At 41.6% G+C, this 16,903-nt stretch carries 15 protein-coding genes; 10 read left to right on the forward strand and 5 right to left on the reverse strand.

What is annotated here, in order from left to right; translation table 11 throughout:
* Positions 1-312 (forward strand): transposase (locus CKO50_RS15740; protein ID WP_141240152.1); only part of this gene is annotated, 312 nt, incomplete at its 5' end.
* 227 nt (positions 313-539) lie between these two features.
* On the opposite strand, the gene CKO50_RS15745 is transcribed toward CKO50_RS15740, so the two are convergent.
* The 3 genes from CKO50_RS15745 to CKO50_RS15755 form a co-directional block, all read right to left on the reverse strand.
* Positions 540-1,700 carry an aspartyl/asparaginyl beta-hydroxylase domain-containing protein gene (locus CKO50_RS15745; RefSeq protein WP_095728921.1) on the reverse strand — a complete coding sequence of 387 codons (1,161 nt, stop codon included), beginning with the start codon at positions 1,698-1,700 and terminating at the stop codon, positions 540-542.
* Between the two features lie 17 nt (positions 1,701-1,717).
* Entirely contained in the window at positions 1,718-3,517 is a 1,800-nt protein-coding gene (locus CKO50_RS15750; protein ID WP_095728922.1) for a tetratricopeptide repeat protein, read from the reverse strand.
* Between the two features lie 224 nt (positions 3,518-3,741).
* Positions 3,742-6,585, reverse strand: a complete 2,844-nt coding sequence (locus CKO50_RS15755; RefSeq protein ID WP_095728923.1) for a TonB-dependent siderophore receptor — start codon at positions 6,583-6,585, stop codon at positions 3,742-3,744.
* 280 nt (positions 6,586-6,865) lie between these two features.
* Between CKO50_RS15755 and CKO50_RS15760 the strand changes: the two genes are divergently transcribed.
* Positions 6,866-7,576, forward strand: a complete 711-nt coding sequence (locus CKO50_RS15760; RefSeq protein WP_095728924.1) for a LytTR family DNA-binding domain-containing protein — start codon at positions 6,866-6,868, stop codon at positions 7,574-7,576.
* 13 nt (positions 7,577-7,589) lie between these two features.
* On the opposite strand, the gene nhaR is transcribed toward CKO50_RS15760, so the two are convergent.
* Positions 7,590-8,480 (reverse strand): transcriptional activator NhaR, encoded by an 891-nt coding sequence (gene nhaR, locus CKO50_RS15765; RefSeq protein WP_095728925.1) that lies wholly within the window; start codon positions 8,478-8,480, stop codon positions 7,590-7,592.
* Positions 8,481-8,706: 226 nt separating this feature from the next.
* Here nhaR and CKO50_RS15770 point away from each other — a divergent pair, with 226 nt between their 5' ends.
* On the forward strand, positions 8,707-8,970 hold the full coding sequence (locus CKO50_RS15770) for a hypothetical protein (RefSeq protein ID WP_255230047.1): 264 nt from the start codon (positions 8,707-8,709) through the stop codon (positions 8,968-8,970).
* Positions 8,971-9,095: 125 nt separating this feature from the next.
* A complete protein-coding gene (locus CKO50_RS15775) occupies positions 9,096-9,521 on the forward strand; it encodes a hypothetical protein (RefSeq protein ID WP_095728927.1) in 426 nt (141 codons plus the stop codon).
* Here CKO50_RS15775 and CKO50_RS15780 read toward each other — a convergent pair.
* The gene (locus CKO50_RS15780) at positions 9,513-10,412 is read right to left on the reverse strand and encodes a response regulator (protein ID WP_095728928.1); all 900 of its coding nucleotides are present in this window, start codon (positions 10,410-10,412) and stop codon (positions 9,513-9,515) included. The two genes, CKO50_RS15775 and CKO50_RS15780, sit on opposite strands and share 9 nt — an antisense overlap.
* Before the next feature lie 92 nt (positions 10,413-10,504).
* On the opposite strand from CKO50_RS15780, the gene CKO50_RS15785 reads away from it, so the two are divergent.
* The 6 genes from CKO50_RS15785 (at position 10,505) to arfB (ending at position 16,536) form a co-directional block, all read left to right on the forward strand.
* On the forward strand, positions 10,505-11,308 hold the full coding sequence (locus CKO50_RS15785) for a chromosome partitioning protein ParA (RefSeq protein WP_095728929.1): 804 nt from the start codon (positions 10,505-10,507) through the stop codon (positions 11,306-11,308).
* Positions 11,309-11,508: 200 nt separating this feature from the next.
* Positions 11,509-12,780 carry an efflux RND transporter periplasmic adaptor subunit gene (locus tag CKO50_RS15790; protein ID WP_095728930.1) on the forward strand — a complete coding sequence of 424 codons (1,272 nt, stop codon included), beginning with the start codon at positions 11,509-11,511 and terminating at the stop codon, positions 12,778-12,780.
* A 12-nt stretch (positions 12,781-12,792) separates the two neighbouring features.
* Complete coding sequence (locus tag CKO50_RS15795) at positions 12,793-13,482, forward strand: ABC transporter ATP-binding protein (protein ID WP_095728931.1); 690 nt, start codon at positions 12,793-12,795, stop codon at positions 13,480-13,482.
* Between the two features lie 9 nt (positions 13,483-13,491).
* Entirely contained in the window at positions 13,492-14,823 is a 1,332-nt protein-coding gene (locus CKO50_RS15800; protein ID WP_095728932.1) for an ABC transporter permease, read from the forward strand.
* Between the two features lie 10 nt (positions 14,824-14,833).
* Positions 14,834-16,042, forward strand: coding sequence for an ABC transporter permease (locus CKO50_RS15805; protein ID WP_095728933.1), 1,209 nt, complete (start codon positions 14,834-14,836; stop codon positions 16,040-16,042).
* Positions 16,043-16,122: 80 nt separating this feature from the next.
* Positions 16,123-16,536: an alternative ribosome rescue aminoacyl-tRNA hydrolase ArfB gene (arfB, locus tag CKO50_RS15810; RefSeq protein WP_010375624.1), complete on the forward strand. Its 414-nt coding sequence runs from the start codon at positions 16,123-16,125 to the stop codon at positions 16,534-16,536.
* The last annotated feature ends 367 nt before the right edge of the window (positions 16,537-16,903 follow it).

Consider the following 16,903-nt stretch of genomic DNA (forward strand, 5'->3'; position numbering starts at 1 on the left):
AAGCTGGGCGAGGCCGTCCACTATACGCTAAGGCAGTGGCCGAAACTCATTCGCTACCTCGATGACGGACACCTAAAGATAGACAACAACCGGGCAGAGCGGGCTATCAAACCGTTCGTTATAGGGCGAAAGAACTGGCTGTTTAGCTTCACCACAAGTGGGGCAGAGAGTAGCGCAATCCTCTACAGCGTGATCGAAACAGCCAGAGCAAACGGCCACACCCCATTCGACTATGTGATGCATTGCTTAAACGAATTAGCCCAGCCACAGTGCGATATCGACAGTTTACTGCCCTGGCATGTTAGCCTCTAGGTGTAGTTAGCCGTACGCTTACNATGAATTCACATTAACTTAAAGATTATGATTGGATTTTAGCACTGTGATTTATGATGTGGCTAGTATGAAAAAACGGGGGTTACCCCCCGAAATTATCCAGGGAGACCTTAATCATAAGGTCAGGCTTTAAGTTACGGGCTATTAAAATAGTAACAACCCCTTTTGTGGTAAGTTGGGGGGGAGACGTGACGAAAATTAGGATTCTAGTGATCGTTTCTGTATTGATCCAAAGTTGCGTTTAAATTATCAATCCAGCGTTGCCTATTCTTAAATTCAGATTTTATTTCCTGACGTTGAGTCGCTGTTAGATCAGGATGCCAAATTGAGAATATAAGTACAATTCGGTCACGGTCGCTGCCATTATGTGCCATATGTAAATAGGAGTCATCAAAGATAGTGAGTTGATGCTCTTGCCATGAAACACGCTCGCCGTTGACGTCTAGGTAACAGTCATGGGGAATATCTATGGCTAAATGCACTGTTAAGCTGTGGTTCGAAAGGCCGTAATGTGGAGTGATGGTTTGGCCTTTGGCTAATTTAGAGTAAAACACTTCGTATGGAGATGCTGTTAAGCCATAACAAGGTACTTTCTCTAAGGCTTTTTTAAGTATAGGAAAGTGCGTTGACACTGAAACGTTTTCCACACCCTCTTTAAAAAGGGATAACGCTTGCCAGTTGTTACTGTTTGCAAGCTTTGGGAATACGCTTTCATACTCTTTACCCGATAAATAGGGGGTAAGGTGCGAAGATGCGGTATTAAAAGTAGCGTGAAACTCTCTAATGATGTCGGGGATCATGGTGCTAAAGCTTTCATACCATGAAAATTGCTGTGCCAGCCAGATTGGTTTTGCAGTTAGATTCGGTACGTAAAAAAGATGTGGTGCTTGAGGTGTTTCAAAGGGCTTACTACTGTATTGAACCCAGCGTCCAGACGTAATGCTTGATGCAGTACCAAGGTTTCTTTCCATACATTGCCAAGCTTTTTGAAAACGTTTAAGCGTTTGAGGAGCTGTGCTATTGGCAAGCTGAAGCCGATTAAAGCTGCCTGTCAGTGTTTCACACAGGGCATAACATGCTAGTGCCGTATTCTCCTCGCCCTTAGTCTCTAGTAAATATCCAAGGTACAAGTAAACTAGATAATTTTTGGGCGCAAGATCAAGGCAGTGAAAGTAGGCTTTTTCACTTTCGGCTAACGCCCCAATTTGTTCTAAAATTACAGCAACACGATAGCTTAGCTCTGCACTCTGTGGGTAGGCATCGAGTAACTTTGGTAGTAATAATGGCCAACTAGTTTGTGGCTCGCACTCGAGAATTGGCTGTATTAGTGAGTCTATATTGAGAGTTTGTGTCTCTTCGTTTGTCATTAAAGTGGTTTCTCTTTCTATTTATTAAGAACGCCAATATCGAGTGGCAACGTCATTCGATAGCTATTGTCTGATGCGTTAAATGGCTGTGTTCCATGCCAAAAATAAGAGGGGAAGATCACGATTTGCCCTCGTTGAGGTTTTACAGTTTTAAATGGTGGAAAATCGTAAGGTGGTGCTAGGGGAGGTCTACCAAATTCAATTACCCCATTGTTGCTATCGTCGTTTGGCGTGTTGATATATAAAACCACACTTATCCAGCCAGCGGGGTGGATATGATTCACGTGGAAACCTTGTTCCGTCAGTTTAACAGACCATGAGCCTGTAATGCATTTCTCTTTGCGTAAATGAGCCAAAAAAGGATGCTTTGGATCTAATTCCAACTTATTAAGGCATTTCTCTATATCTTTCAGTAGTTGAGATCGAGCTTTGGAGATGACTTCGATATCTCTATTAAGCAAGCCTCCTGAAATTTGTGAACCATTTACTAAGGTCTGCTCACTTGGTGCTTGTTTACCTTGATGAAGTGTTAGTAAGCATGACTCCAATTCTTTAAGAAAGTCTTCAGTGTTTTGATAGCCGCTCGGAGCATCTAAGGTTGTGGTCAGAATAAAGTCAGGGTTGCAAAGCGCTTGGTGCTTTTGTTTATCTGCGGCTTGATACACAACGCTTAGCCAAGCTAATGCTAATTGTGAGTCGGGCTGCGCTTGCAACACCTCTTCGAGTAGACATTGTGCGGTACTGAACTTACCAAGCTGGATTGCAAATTTTGCTTGCTCACATATCCTGTCGTAATTAATGACTATCTTATTGGCACTATCGAAATGCTCAAAGGCTGCATTTAGCTCATTGTTTGTGGCCGCCAGGCGCCCTCGTAACGCGAGTAATGTAGCTGAAGTATCGGCGTAACCTGACGTCTGAATACATTCCTCACATAACCTGTACTGATTGGTATTCCAGTAAAGTTCAGCTAGGCACTCTATGAGTTCTAGACGGTTATTTGCTGACTCCAGCGCGGTTAGTAAGCTAGTAGCAAAAAGCTGATGCTGCCCACTTTGCCAATAAAGCTCGTTAATTGCTTTATGTATGGTTGGATTGTATGGGGCTTGTTTCAAGGCCAGATTGTAGGCTTGTTGTGCTTGTTCAAATTGACCGTTTGCAAAAAAGCAGTCCCCGAGGTTGTAAAGCGGTTCATAGTGCTCTGGTGCTTTTTGGTGTACAAATTTAAAGCATTGAATTGCATGGTCAAATTTAGCCTGTAATTTATAGCAAAGGCCTAAATTGTGTATTGCCCGAAAGACAATCGGAGAGTGTTGGGGAACTTGTTGATAGTAATTGATCGCTTCACTGAGGTTTCCTCTTGTTTTTTCAACGTCCCCGAGTATTTTGGTGAGTTGTCCAGAATCATCTAGAGATTGTCCTTTGAGTGCCCACAGGCTAGCCATGTCAAGCTGGTTTTGCTCAAGATACAGCAGCGACAAATTTTTATGTAAATCTAGAGCTTCGGGTTCAGCTTCATAAAGCGCAAGGTAATGGGATTCTGCCTGGTGTAAATCACCCGATAGCCAATAACATTTGGCTAGATGAGTTAAGATTTCAGTTTTTAGAGGTGCGAGTTTAGCTGCATAAATTAGTGAAGTTATTGCACTTTGCCATTCGGCTAGTGATTTGTAGCAAATTCCCAGAAGATAATGTAGATCGGGGTGAGGCGAGTCAGTAAAAGGCTGTAGCTTAGTTAACGCTTGTTGATATTGTTTTTGTTTGATCAATTGGAAGGCATCTTGAACTGCAATAGTAATTTCAGGCGCTTGCTTCATGTTATTTTTTCTTAAACGGTCAATTAAACTGAGCTGCATAATCTTTATTTTAGCCCAACTCGACTTAGTTGCGAATAAAGTGTTGTTATTTTGGAGTTTTGTTGGTTTCGATCAATTTTCTAGTAAACGCGATTGAAAACTTAGTAACTCACTGTAGATAAAGGAATTAATACAGCAACAACAGAAAAGGGAGCCGAAGCTCCCTAGTCTTTCAGTATCACTGACTAGAACGTGTACACAGCACTCACGAAGTAACGTGGGCCGATAACGTCGTATAGCTCTGGGAATGTATTTGCTTGTTGTTGAGCATCACCTAATGGCGTTGGCTCAGTGTCTAACACATTTTTAATACCAAATGTTGCTTGTACATTATCAGTGAAGTGGTAGCTCGCACTGAGGTCAAGGTACCATTCTGCTTTAGAAATCGGAGCGATTTCGTTAGTGCCTGAGTCGTCATCAACTTCGCTCATGTAGCGCGCTAGAGCTGTGATGCTTAAGTCGCCTGAAGTCCAAGTAAAGCGGTTATTACTTTGGAACTCAGGGCGTGGCGTACCACAGGTATTACCGAATTTACCTTCACAGTAATTTGTTTCAGTGAAACCAACACTTGGCGTTCTAAAGAACTCATCTAAAATGGTATTCTTGGAGTTAATGTTCAGTGTTGAACCATTTTCACCAATTCCAAAATCAAGTTCTGTGGTCCAGTTGAAGTTAACGTCATAACCTTTTGTGCCTAGCGACGCGATGTTTGCGTTAAGTGCTGTAACAAGGTCAACGTTACCGTCAGGACGACGAGTAATTGCTTGACAGAACTCTGAGTTAGGATCTTTAAGTTGGTTGTAACAAATATCTAGAATATTGTTTACGCCACCACCTAGTACATCGATGGCATCATCAATCGTGATATCAAAGTAATCGATTGTAATGTCAAAGTTTTCGGTCGGTGTAATAACAAGGCCTAGAGTAACGGTTTCTGATGTTTCTTCTTTCAGCTCAGGGTTACCACCGAAGCTACCTTCGATTTGTGCGTTTGCTTGTTCAAATACACCTACTTGAGAAGACGCAACACCGTGAGCTTCACAAAGCGCTCTGTCAGTTGTCCCTTCTACAAAACCATCAACGCTACATGGATCGGTTGCGCTTGGGAAGCCATTCGCTGCACCTTGGAATAGCTCTGCGATGTTAGGTGCACGAACAGACTCTTGGTAACCAGCGCGGAAAGATACGTATTCGTTTACTTTCCAGTTCAGCGTGGTTGCAAATGAAGCAGCGTTACCGATGTTTGAGAAGTCAGAAAGACGACCAGCGAACCATAGCGTAATGTCTTCAGCAAATGCTGCATCAGTTACTAATGGAATATCAATCTCTGTGAAGATTTCATCAACACTATAGCTACCAACTGTTGGTTCACCAGCGTTAAAGCCTAAAACATCACCAGATGCCAAGAATTCATCAGGGCGGAAGCTTGAGTCATCAAAACGGCTTTCGTAACCAATTACGAAACCTATAGGCATATCAGCAGATGGTACAGTAAATGGCAACTCACCAGCAAAATCGATGTGGAAGATTTCTTGTTTGATGTTTGTTACGTTAGATGCACCAACGTTAATAAAATCAATCGCAGCCTGAGAAATATTACCTTCACCGAATATGTTCAATGGTGCACATCCACCAGATGTATCTTGACATGCGCTACCATCATCAGTAACCAAAATCGCTTGCCTGAAACGCGTTTCAGAAACGTCATTATTAAGTAGGTTAGAACGGTCTAGTTCAGAACGGCTGTAGTAGGCATTGTATGCCCAGTCACCGATAAAGCCATCTACACCAACTAATAAACGCATCGCATTACGTGTATCAATCGCTTGGCGTGGACCATTTTCAACCATACGACGACCGATTGTAGCGAATGTAAAGTTACCATCGGCGTCAAGTTGACTAACCATGTTGCCAGTTGGTTCACCGTCAGCATCAAGTTCAGGTACTAACGCTTTCATTGCAGCTTGAACATCTGCACCGAAGAATGGACTGTCAGGGTTAACCACTAAGCCATTTACGAATGCAGGAGTTGGAGCTAGCTGTTGCGGAACTTCGTTGCGAATGAAAGATAATTCACTATATAAACGAGTATCATCATTGATGTAATAGTGTGCAAAAGAGTTAAGTGTTAGACGCTCTTGTGGCAGTTGCAGGTAGTTATCTGGGGCATAGTTGAACGCGTCTGCTGAAGTATATGGTAGGCCTTCACCGTTAGGGCCAAAACGGCCTAAAGCTGTACCGTTAGGAAGCGTTGGACCTGAGAATATACGGGTACCAGGGATACCAGATGAACCACCTGGTACTAAACCGGTATCGCCTTCAGTGAGTGTTACGTTAGTAAAGTCTCTATCGCCTTGGAAGATTGATTCACGTTTGGCGTAACCGATATAAACAGTAGCGTTACCTTTACCGTCGGCAAAGTTTCCACCCAAGGTGAGGTCTGTATTGAACTTTTCCCCGTCGCCTTCTTCGGTGATGTCGTATAACGCAGAAATTTCAGCGCCTTCGAAGTCGTCTTTCAAACGAAAGTTTACAACACCTGCTAGTGCATCAGAACCGTATACCGCACCTGCACCACCGGTAATGATGTCTACACCTTCAATAAGAGAAGCTGGAATCGTGTTTAAGTCGACAACACCTGTTTGTGTTGCTGGTACCCAGCGGCGACCGTTAACAAGAACAAGGGTGCGCTCGTTACCAAGACCACGTAAGTCTACTCGAGCAGTACCATCACCAGGGTTATTTGAACTCGGGCCGAAAGAAGGAACGGTTAGTGGTAGTTCGGCAAGCTTTTGCTCAACGTTTAAGTTACCCGACATGGCAAATTCAGAACCGTCTAATTCGATAACCGGTGTTTTTGCAGTTAACGCAACACGTTGAATACGAGAGCCTGTAATAGAAATTCTTTCGACTTCTTCATTAGCACCATCAGCTGCTTCTTCAGCTGATGCTTGGATGCTTAAACTTCCACCGATTAGGCACGCGGAAGTGATAAGCATGCTTAACTTAGAACGCTTGAATTGTTTCATGATATCCCCTGATAGGTTTGTTTTAGATACCCTCGGCAAGTTTAATAACTCATCACAAAGGCTTATTAGTATCACGACGAAGTTATGACGGAAGCTCGGAATATGCCAGTTGAGATACGTAAGGCGATGGGAATCAGTGACGACAGGCGAGAAAAAAAAGATCAAATTTAATTTGCAGATTACACCGCGACAATCTATAACAATGATATGTTAACTATTGTGAAATAGGATATAAAGTATTAGTATCCTTGTTAACCTGTTGATGTGTTTAAGGTGATGAATGAAAAGAGTGACGATCTCTATTCCTAGCTATTTATCTGAGCTTGGCGTCGAAATAAGTACAAAGTTAAAAGAAGTCGCAGTTTGTTCCCAATTTATTTATTATCAAACTATTGTTGATATTTTGGAAACTATTGAGGCGGGTGAAATCGATTGTTTGTTAATTGATATTTCACATGATAGTGACCTGCGACAGCAAGAATTAATCACAAGAAATTTTGACTCTGTGCCAACTATTAAAATAACGACAGATGTTAAATTAAATGCTTCTACAACAATGAGTGTTGACGGGAAAGATACCGAAGGTGCTCTGATCACTAATATTCTTCAGCTGGCATTCTTGCATTCTAAGGAAGCTTCACCAGAGTATGTTCCGAATCAAAGGCTGATTGTAAAAGACTCGGGGCACATTCATGTGATAAAAGTGGAAGATTTAGCTTGGGTTGGTGGTGCGGGAAACTATGTCGAACTTCATATGGTCAATCGGCAGCGCTCAATCTTGCATAGGGACACAATGTCATCAATGGAAAAAAGTCTTAAAACCTTTGGCTTTTCTAGGATCCATAAGTCTTCACTCGTCAACTTAAATGCTATCAGTGAACTTAAGACAAGAGATAATGGAGATTACGACGTTATTCTAGAAAACGGAGATTCACTTCACTTATCAAGACGTTATAAACAAAATTTGTCTTCTCTTTTACAGCCAACATAAGCTGACTGTAGCGTCAGCTTACTCCTTTGGCAAAATTTACGAACTCGCTGAAGATAGAGTCTTTAATTAGTCTATCGGGTGTGAAGGCGTAATAGTTTTGATACGTACTTTCGATAGTGCCAATGAGGCAGGCATCATAGTGCCGTTGCAATTCTGATTTTATCGAAAGCGGAGCTGGAAAAATGCCAAACCCCTGTTGACCTAACGCTTTCATCAAGGCACTGTCATCCACATGACCTGCGACTTTTATTTCTATATTTTGCTCTTGCAGCCAAAATTGAATCGAGTTCGTTACTGGGCTGTGTTTTGCGGGAAGAATGATTGGTTGCGCTTGTAATGACTTAGGGTAGTTTGCCCTAAGTTCTTCACAACTAGAAATTGAACCATAAAAGCCGATCTGGCTCTTTCCTATTTCGTGACAAAATACTTTAAATGGCAGATTACTATCAAGTGGTTTGTCCGCAAGTACGATATCAAGTTTATGCATCGCCATCTGAGCCAATAATTCAGACTGCTGACCATCAATACAGTGCAAGTTGGCAACTTGCTCATTTTCTATCAAAGGAGCAAGCCATTTTGATACTAACGATTTAGGAATGGCATCTGAGATACCTACTTTTAATGTGCGATGTATGGCTGTTGCACCATCTTGTGTTGTTTCTAACCATTCTTTGGCAATCGAAAACATATCGTCCGCATACTGCTTAGTCAAAATGCCGAAGTCAGTCAACCTGAGTCCTCTTCCTTCTCTTATAAATAAAGGTTTCCCCAGCCTATCTTCTAAGCTTGATAACTGCGCGCTGATTGTTTGAGGCGTCAAATGAAGGACTTTGCTTGCACCTGCGATGCTGCCTTCATTACTTACTTGCCAAAAATAGTAAAGGTGATTGAAGTTTATGTTCATATTGTTCGTAAAAACCTTGCTTTTAGTTAGATATAATCAGCTTTTATCTTTCCTTGAACATTAGTAGATTTGATCTCATGGCGCAAGTAGAAGTTGAGAGAGTGTATCGGATAGCGTAAGCGTTTTTAATTCGAGTCATTCTAAGTTTTCAACAAAGTTATATTTGATGCGATTGTCTGAGGTAATGATGAAATTGAACCTTGTTGGTGTAAATGAGCCGATAGCGGTGTCAAGTAAAGTGGCTTTTGCTAAAGCAATAAATGAAGCGTTGTGCGGCTATGCAAACAATATTCGAAAAATAAATGTACGAATTGAAAAACAGGCGGATAAGCAGATTGGCAAGTTTACTTTATGTCAAGTTGAACTTTTATTACCCGGATTACCAACATTAAAGGTCAAGGCAAAAGGCAAAACTTTGTTGCAGGCGTTAAATCGGGCATTAAGCAATTGCAAGCAAATCTTAAAACAAAATTATTTTAAACTCGGTTAGTTTTCAGTACCGAGTGATTCCATTCCCAAGCACTTGCAGCGGCAAGGAAGCCGCGCAATTTTTCTTAAAGATTTTCGATAAATTACCGATATGTAGGCCAAAGGAAATCATATTGGCCAAAAACAATGAACGTAAACTTTTTAATTCATTCTCCAACTCAACCAGCCAAGAGTCAGAACGAGCTAGAGCCCAAAGCAGAAGAGACGGCTGAGCTTAAACCACTCAGACTATCAGAAAAAGATATGTCTAAGTTATCTGGAGAAGAGGTAAGAGAGGAGCAGGAAAAAGCTGCACTACCACCTCACATTCAAAAAATGGTTGAAAAGCTAGAAGAACTCAAAGAGAAAATAAAGGAAGAGCAAAAATTACTCGAAGAGCTAAAAGCAAGTGACGCTTACTCAGATGAAATGAAAGCGGAGCTAGTTACACAAAAGCTTGAATATATTTTAGGCATGCAGACTCAAGTTATTGAACTAACCAAAAATATCCAAGAAGCGTTAAAAGAAGCTGGGATAACCGATCCTGGCATCTTGCTTAAAGCGTTAGCTTAAAAACCCAACCAACAATATTTTACCTTGCGCCATATTTGGGCGTTGGCAACATAAGTCTATCCGCATGTTTGCGGCGGACTTATACAATCTTTTCAACTTAGGAAAAGGCTTAGTGACTAGCTGTAGGGTTTTTACTCTAAGGCTCCTTCTTGTTATGCCGTCTAGAAATGCATAAGACGTAGAGTTTAGTGCTGAGTGGCAGGCGGTTAACATGTTGTCGGTGATCTGGTGTTGATGAATCGCTTCAAATCCCGCCTGATCCGTTAAACTCCCTGTGGATGCGGCAAGCACACAGACAGAATACACATCAAATATTCCGATTGCGCGAACCTTCTGGCTACTCGGATCTTCGTATGCGACCATAACGCACGGAAGGTTATCGGGATCATATTCCATTTGGTGCACTTGATAGAGCCTAAGCTCAGTATCAATATGTTTGTTCATTAGTTTTTCAAGTTGCCCGACTTGAGGTAAAGGCACGCCTTTATGCAGTGTATGAATTTCTCTTGTTTTACTGCTTTCTTCCGCGGCTTTGACCAACGGCATGATTTTGTTATGAAGGTCGTCGTCAGCAAACGGCTTCGACAATACAAATGCCGCACCATAATCAAGAGCGAGCTTAATTTGCTCACGATCGTCGACAGTCGTTACCATCGCCATAGTGACATCCAACTGTTTTTGTTTGATTGCTTTGACGAGGGCAAGTCCTGAAATATCGGGCATATGCCAGTCGGTCAGTACAATATCTGGATGCCAAGAACCGATAATTTTTAATGCTTCTTTTGCACTTTGTGTTTTCTTTATCAACAGCTTACGATATCTGAAACGTACTAAACCGCGACGAATAATCTCAAGTGTTGCCGCACTGTCATCCACGAGCAATATCTTCACACATTACCACTTTATTGAAAAATATAGATTTATTATAGGCACGATTTTTAACCAATACTAAAATGAAAGTAAGAAAATAATGAGTGTGTAATATGCTTTTAGGCAAACTACCAGTTGATGTATTTATCTATATGGCGGTGAATATCGGGTTGCTGATATTGGCTTTTTGGTTTTATATTTTGCTGTTAATCCTCCGAGAGTTTCGATTGTTTGCAAAGACAACTGGTGGAGCTGGGACATCCAATCCAGAGCAACAGTATCTGCTTCAGCATTGTCGCGATGCAATTAACAAGTCAATGAAGTTTGTCGAAGATAACCAACATACCATTCAAGAATTGGCTAACTTACAAGTCCATTTAGAACAGCAATTAGCCGAGATTAAAAGCTCAACACAGGACCATATCTCATCAGAAGAGCAAACCCGCATGGATGATTTAAACAGTAAGCTGCTTAAATCGCATAGGCTAATAAAGAAGCTTCGAGGGGATTTGTCAAAAAGTTTAGAGCGACTTAAGCAAACGAGAAAAAAACTATTTGACCAATATGAGTCTACAGAGAAGCTACAAAAAGAGAATGACACATTAAAGCAGCAACTAGAAGCTTCTAGGTCTGTGGGAAGCACGTCCGAGCAAGAGTTAGAGCAACTAGTCGCAACCTTTGAAAAAGAGCGTCAAGATATGTCTCAAACTATCAATGAATACAAAAGACAAATTGCCGAACAAAGCCAGGCTCTGCAACAGCTAATGGTTCAAGAGCAAGAGGTTGAAGATGGTCCAAAGCTTCAGGCTATTCAAAAGGAACTGGAGCAGACCAGAGAAGCACTTGAGCATTTGTCCAAAGAGAAAAAGTTTATAGAAAGCCGATATCTGGAAGTAGTCAAGAATCAAACCAAATAGTTAACAAGGTGTTTTATTTCTCGTGACATTAGCTTTGAGTTTGTGTAAGGTTTAGGCACTTACATTACCTGCTTCGCCTTAACTTTGAGGTTTGTCTCACTTGAAAAGTGACGTGAGCGCTAGTTGAGTAAATAGTGATGAAAAGTACTAGTAAAGTGCATATTTCTCAATAACAAAGGCAGTGGTAAAAGGATTGTTTCATGGCCTATATTTCAGATACAAGTGCTCAAGACTCTGCGGTTGAAAGACCTAAAAAAAATAAAATATTGATAGCATTAGCAAGTATTCTCATATTAATTACTATTTTCTTTTTTGCACCAATTGTTGGTCAATGGGTAAGTGGTCAAACGGCAGTTTCAAGCGATAAAATTCATATATCAGCAGTAAAGCAAGGAGATTTTGTTCGCGATATTTCTGTTCAGGGAAAAGTCGTTGCAGCACGGCGACCTACTATATACAGTCCTGCTCAAGGAACTGTGACCTATTTAGTTGAATCTGGGGATAGTGTCATCGAAGGGCAAGTTCTAGCTGTTATCGATAGTCCTGAGTTAAAGAGCGAGTTTGCACAGCATCAAGCAAAGTTAAATCAGTTAGACACTGAACTTCAACGACAAATAATTCAAGCTAAAAAACAGGACTTAGCACAGGAAAACTATTTAGGTAAGGCTACCGTTGTATTGAATGCTGCTAAGCGTGAAATGCGCCGCTCTGAAGAGGGTTTAAAAACTCAAGTTGTCAGCGATATTGATTATCAAAAAGCCAAAGATGACTTAGAAAATGCGCTTCGGGAATATCGCTTGGCAATTAAAGAAGTTGAATTGCAAAAAGAAAGTCAGAAGTTTGAGATTCGCACCAAAGAGCTTGAACTTGAGGCGCAAAAAGTCAAAGTGGCAGAGCTTGGAAGGCAAGTCGATGCACTTAAAGTCATCTCACCAGTAGGGGGACTCGTTGGCAATTTAGTGGTCGAGCAAAAAAACTCAGTGGCTAAAAACCAACCATTATTAAGCGTAGTCGATCTTTCTAAATATGAGATAGAGGTACAAATACCAGAGAGTTATTCAGATGATCTGGCATTAGGAATGTTAGCCGAGGTGAATCTCAATGGTGACGTTTATAGTGGTGAAATCGTTGCCATTTCGCCTGAAATTGAAAACGGCCGCGTAGCGGGAAAAATTCGCTTTAGAGAAGACAGGATTCAGGGATTAAGACAAAACCAAAGGCTAACAAGTCGAATTGTACTCGAACAAAAAGAAAATATTGCCTACCTACCACATGGCCAATACTTGGAGGCATATAACGGACAGTTTGCTTATGTGGTAAAAGAAGGCACGGCTGTCAAAACGCCGATAAAGATTGGATTGAGAAGTATTGGGCAAGTAGAAGTACTATCGGGGCTTAATATCGGCGATCAGGTTATCACCTCTGACGCACGAATTTTTAAAGATGCTCCCAGCGTAAAAATAATTCAATAAAGGAGCTGCAAAATGCTATCCATGCGTCACCTATCGAAAGCTTATTATACAGACACAATAAAAACTCAAGCTTTGCAGCCATTTGACTTGAGTATAGAGCAAGGAGAGTTTGTCGCTGTCATTGGTCCCTCCGGTTCAGGTAAAACGACCTTTCTAAATATCACAGGCTTATTGGAGGACTTCTGCGGTGGCAGTTATGAACTGGATGGTGTCAATGTTGAAAAGCTAAATGATAAGGCCAAGTCAAAGCTACGTAACGAAAAAGTGGGATTTATTTTTCAAAGCTTTAACTTAATTCCTGAGTTAAACCTTTACGATAATGTTGACATGCCCTTACGTTATCGCAAATTATCATCAAAAGATCGCCATGAGCGGATCATGGATGCGTTGAATAAAGTGGGTCTTGCATCACGTAAAGCGCATTACCCATCGCAACTTTCTGGAGGCCAACAGCAACGGGTAGCGATTGCTCGAGCGATAGCTGGTAAGCCGTCCTTTCTACTTGCCGATGAGCCAACAGGCAACTTAGACAGTAAAATGGCCGATGGCATTATGGAGCTGCTGAAAGATATCAATGCGCAGGGAACAAGCATTGTGATGGTGACTCATGACGCTCAACAAGCGGTAAAAGCTCAACGTATTATTGAAATCCGTGATGGTATGTTGAGCGAGAGAAAGAACTACGATAAGGCCATTGCTTAAGGATAAGTTATGTTTAGTTACTATCTTAAATTAGCGCTTATCTCATTGCGGAAAACGCCTTTTTTATCATTGTTAATGATTATGACAATCGCGATTGGAATTGGCGCAACAATGACAACTTATACAGTGAGTTATCTGCTACAAAAAGATCCGATCCCTACAAAAAGTGACCGCTTGTTTAATGTTCGATTGAATAGCTATGGTCCAGACAAGCCGTTCAATATTTCCCAAGGAAAAGAAGTTCCACCTTTTATTCTTACCTATCAAGATGCAATAAATCTACAAAATGCGAAACAGGGCGTTAATCAAACGCCTCTTGGTAGTTTTAAAATAATGACTCGCACCACAGAGCAGTCAATCACTGAAGCAAAAATGACCCCAATCCGAAGTACATACCGTGACATGTTCAACATGTTTGAGGTGCCGTTTAAGTTTGGTGGTGCATGGGATGAAATTGCCGATCAGGATGGGCTGCAAGTTGCGGTGATCAGTAGCGAGTTGAATGATAAGTTATTTGGTGGAGAAAACTCCGTCGGTAAGTCATTGCTCCTAGGGAACTTACAGTACCGAGTGGTTGGTGTTACTGACGATTGGTATCCCATCCCCAAATTTTTTGATTATAGAACTCGTGCATTCAACAAACCTAGAGACGTTATTGTCCCATTCCAAACACAAATCAATAACGAGTTGTGGACTGGCTCCGACGTGTCTTATCAGTGCTGGAAAGAACCCGCTGATGACTCATTTTCAGCAATTTTAGCGTCTGAATGCGTATGGGTTTCGTATTGGGTTGAATTAAACTCTGCGGCAGAGCGCAATAATTATATGGACTTTTTGGTTAATTACTCGATGGAACAAAGAGAGTATGGTCGCTTCTTACGAGAGCCTTTACATCAGTTATTTAATGTAAAGGAGCAATTAATTGAAAGAAAAATTATCAAAGATGATGGCAATGTAGCAGTGTGGCTTGCATTCGCATTTCTTGCGGTTTGCCTGCTTAACTGTATGGCTATGATGGTCGCAAAATTTCATGGCAGAGCTGGTGAAGTTGGGCTTCGTAGAGCGGTTGGGGCTTCTAAGCAAGATATTATCACTCAGTTTACTGTTGAGACCTGTATTATTGGACTATTAGGCGGGATACTTGGGTTATTACTTGCGCAAATTGGTTTGAGTGTCACTGCGCAATTATACAGTCACCTTTATGCTGAGATGCTAGAGATGACCGCAGGTATTGTCATCATGACGGTTTTGTTGGCTGTGGTGAGTGCTGTGACTTTTGGTTTGCTACCGACTTTACATGCGGCAAAAGTACAACCATCTAGTCAGCTAAAAAGCCTGTAGGAGCATGAGCATGAGAGATTTATTGCCAATTTTAAAAACCTTAAACAAAAATAAGGCTTCTCCGCTACTACTGATATTGCAAATCGCCCTTACATTTACAATTTTGGTTAATGCCATTTATATGATGGTACTGAAAGAACAAGAATTAGTGCAACCGACGGGGTTGGCCGAAAGCCAGTTGTTCAGCTTTAGAACAAATTTTGAAGGCAGCGATGAAGAAAAAAATGCAGCTCTTGATACAGACCTTGCTGATATCCGCGCACTAGCCAGTGTTGAGAGTGTAAGTACGATCACTAGTATGCCGCTTACTAACTGGGGCCGTTCACTAGATGTTGGTTTAACCCCTGAGGAAGATGAAAGGATAACTCACGCAGGCTACTATGGTTCGGATGACACCATTGTAGATACGCTTGGACTGCGAGTGGTTGCGGGTAGAAACTTACAACATAATGATGTAGTACACACGTATTTTGATGGCCATACGGAATCAGCCAGCGTGTTAGTTTCGCAAGACTTGGCACATAAAATACGTCCTAACGATTGGCGCAGTGTGATTGGAGAAACTATTTATGTTGAATCGGTACCGCAAAAGGTTGTGGGTATCGTTGAAACTATGAAGTCACCTTGGCGGTTTTGGTACGCTTACGATATGACCGTAATAAGTTCGGTTAGAGAACATTATGAAGAAAGCATCATAGTTGTAAAAGCAAAGTCTGGTCAAAGAGAAGTTGCAATGGATGAAGTTCGAGCCTTAATGCTTAAAAAGTCTGGCCGGCAACTTGATGCCTTTAAATCCTTCGAACAAATAAAAACGGAAAACTTACAAGCAGATTATGCGGTGAGCCAAACACTAAAAGCGGTGATCGCAGCTCTGGCATGCGTAACCATGCTGGGAATTTTTGGCCAAGCAAGGTATACCGTTTATAAGCGTCGCAAGCAAATCGGTACTCGTCGTGCGCTTGGGGCAACTCAGACCGATATTCTACGTTACTTTATGATTGAAAATGCAGTGGTGTCTTTGTTTGGCATTACACTGGGCATAGTTATCGCAATCACTGCGAATATTTATTTGGTCAATTACTTTGGGCTTACCAGTGTACCCGGTGATTATTTGATTGCAGGTGCAATAGTAATGTTGCTCGCGGGTCAGTTGGCGGTTACTTACCCTGCTGTGGTTGCTGCAAGAGTGCCTCCTGCTATCGCAACTCGAACAGCATAGCTACACGCTCCGCACTGAACGCTGCTATTTCAAGCCTTCCGTTACTTTGTTAAAATAGCAAGTGGAGGCTTGAAATTACTATGCTTAAAATCTCAAATAATGTCACTCTAGCAGAGTGGGAAATCGATATTTCCGCTATTCGTGCCCAAGGTGCTGGAGGACAAAACGTCAATAAAGTCTCCAGTGCCATTCATCTTCGGTTTGATATCAACCGCTCAACACTGCCTGACTTTTACAAAGCGCGCTTGCTTGCACTTAAAGACTCTAGAGTGACCAAAGAGGGTGTCATTGTGCTTAAAGCCCAAAGCTTTCGCACCCAAGAGCAAAATAAGGAAGATGCCTTGGAGCGGCTAAAAACACTGATCTTAGAAGCCACCAAAGTTGAAAAGGCACGTAGAGCAACCAAGCCAACAAAAAGCTCGCAAAAGAAGCGCCTGAATCAAAAGACCAAACGTGGCCAAACCAAATCACTGAGGGGCTCGGTGAACTGGTAAGTGCTTAGTTGTTAGTAATGTAGTTTCTTAATTTTTCCCGCCAGTGTACGGCAAACTGAATACAAAACTCATTCGATTTAAAGCTGCTTGAACAAGTCATTAACCGGATATGTGAACGTAACTGATAATTTTCCCTCTTTAACACAAAATTAGATGTAATTAATTTTAATTCCTTATATTTCAAAACTATAGTCCACACAGCCAAACTTTCCGAAAAAAAGTGTTTGCTTTTTAGGCTGTAATGTTAAAAAGTAACAAGGTAATCTTATTTTTTTGTTAGTAAGTAACATGTGATGTGTTGAGGCGTTTAGAGCACGTCACTGTGTGGTAGGTTTGTGGGCTGTGGTGCTAGTGATGGCATTGCTGG

The organism is Pseudoalteromonas sp. HM-SA03, from assembly GCF_002289345.1.
Classification (GTDB): domain Bacteria; phylum Pseudomonadota; class Gammaproteobacteria; order Enterobacterales; family Alteromonadaceae; genus Pseudoalteromonas.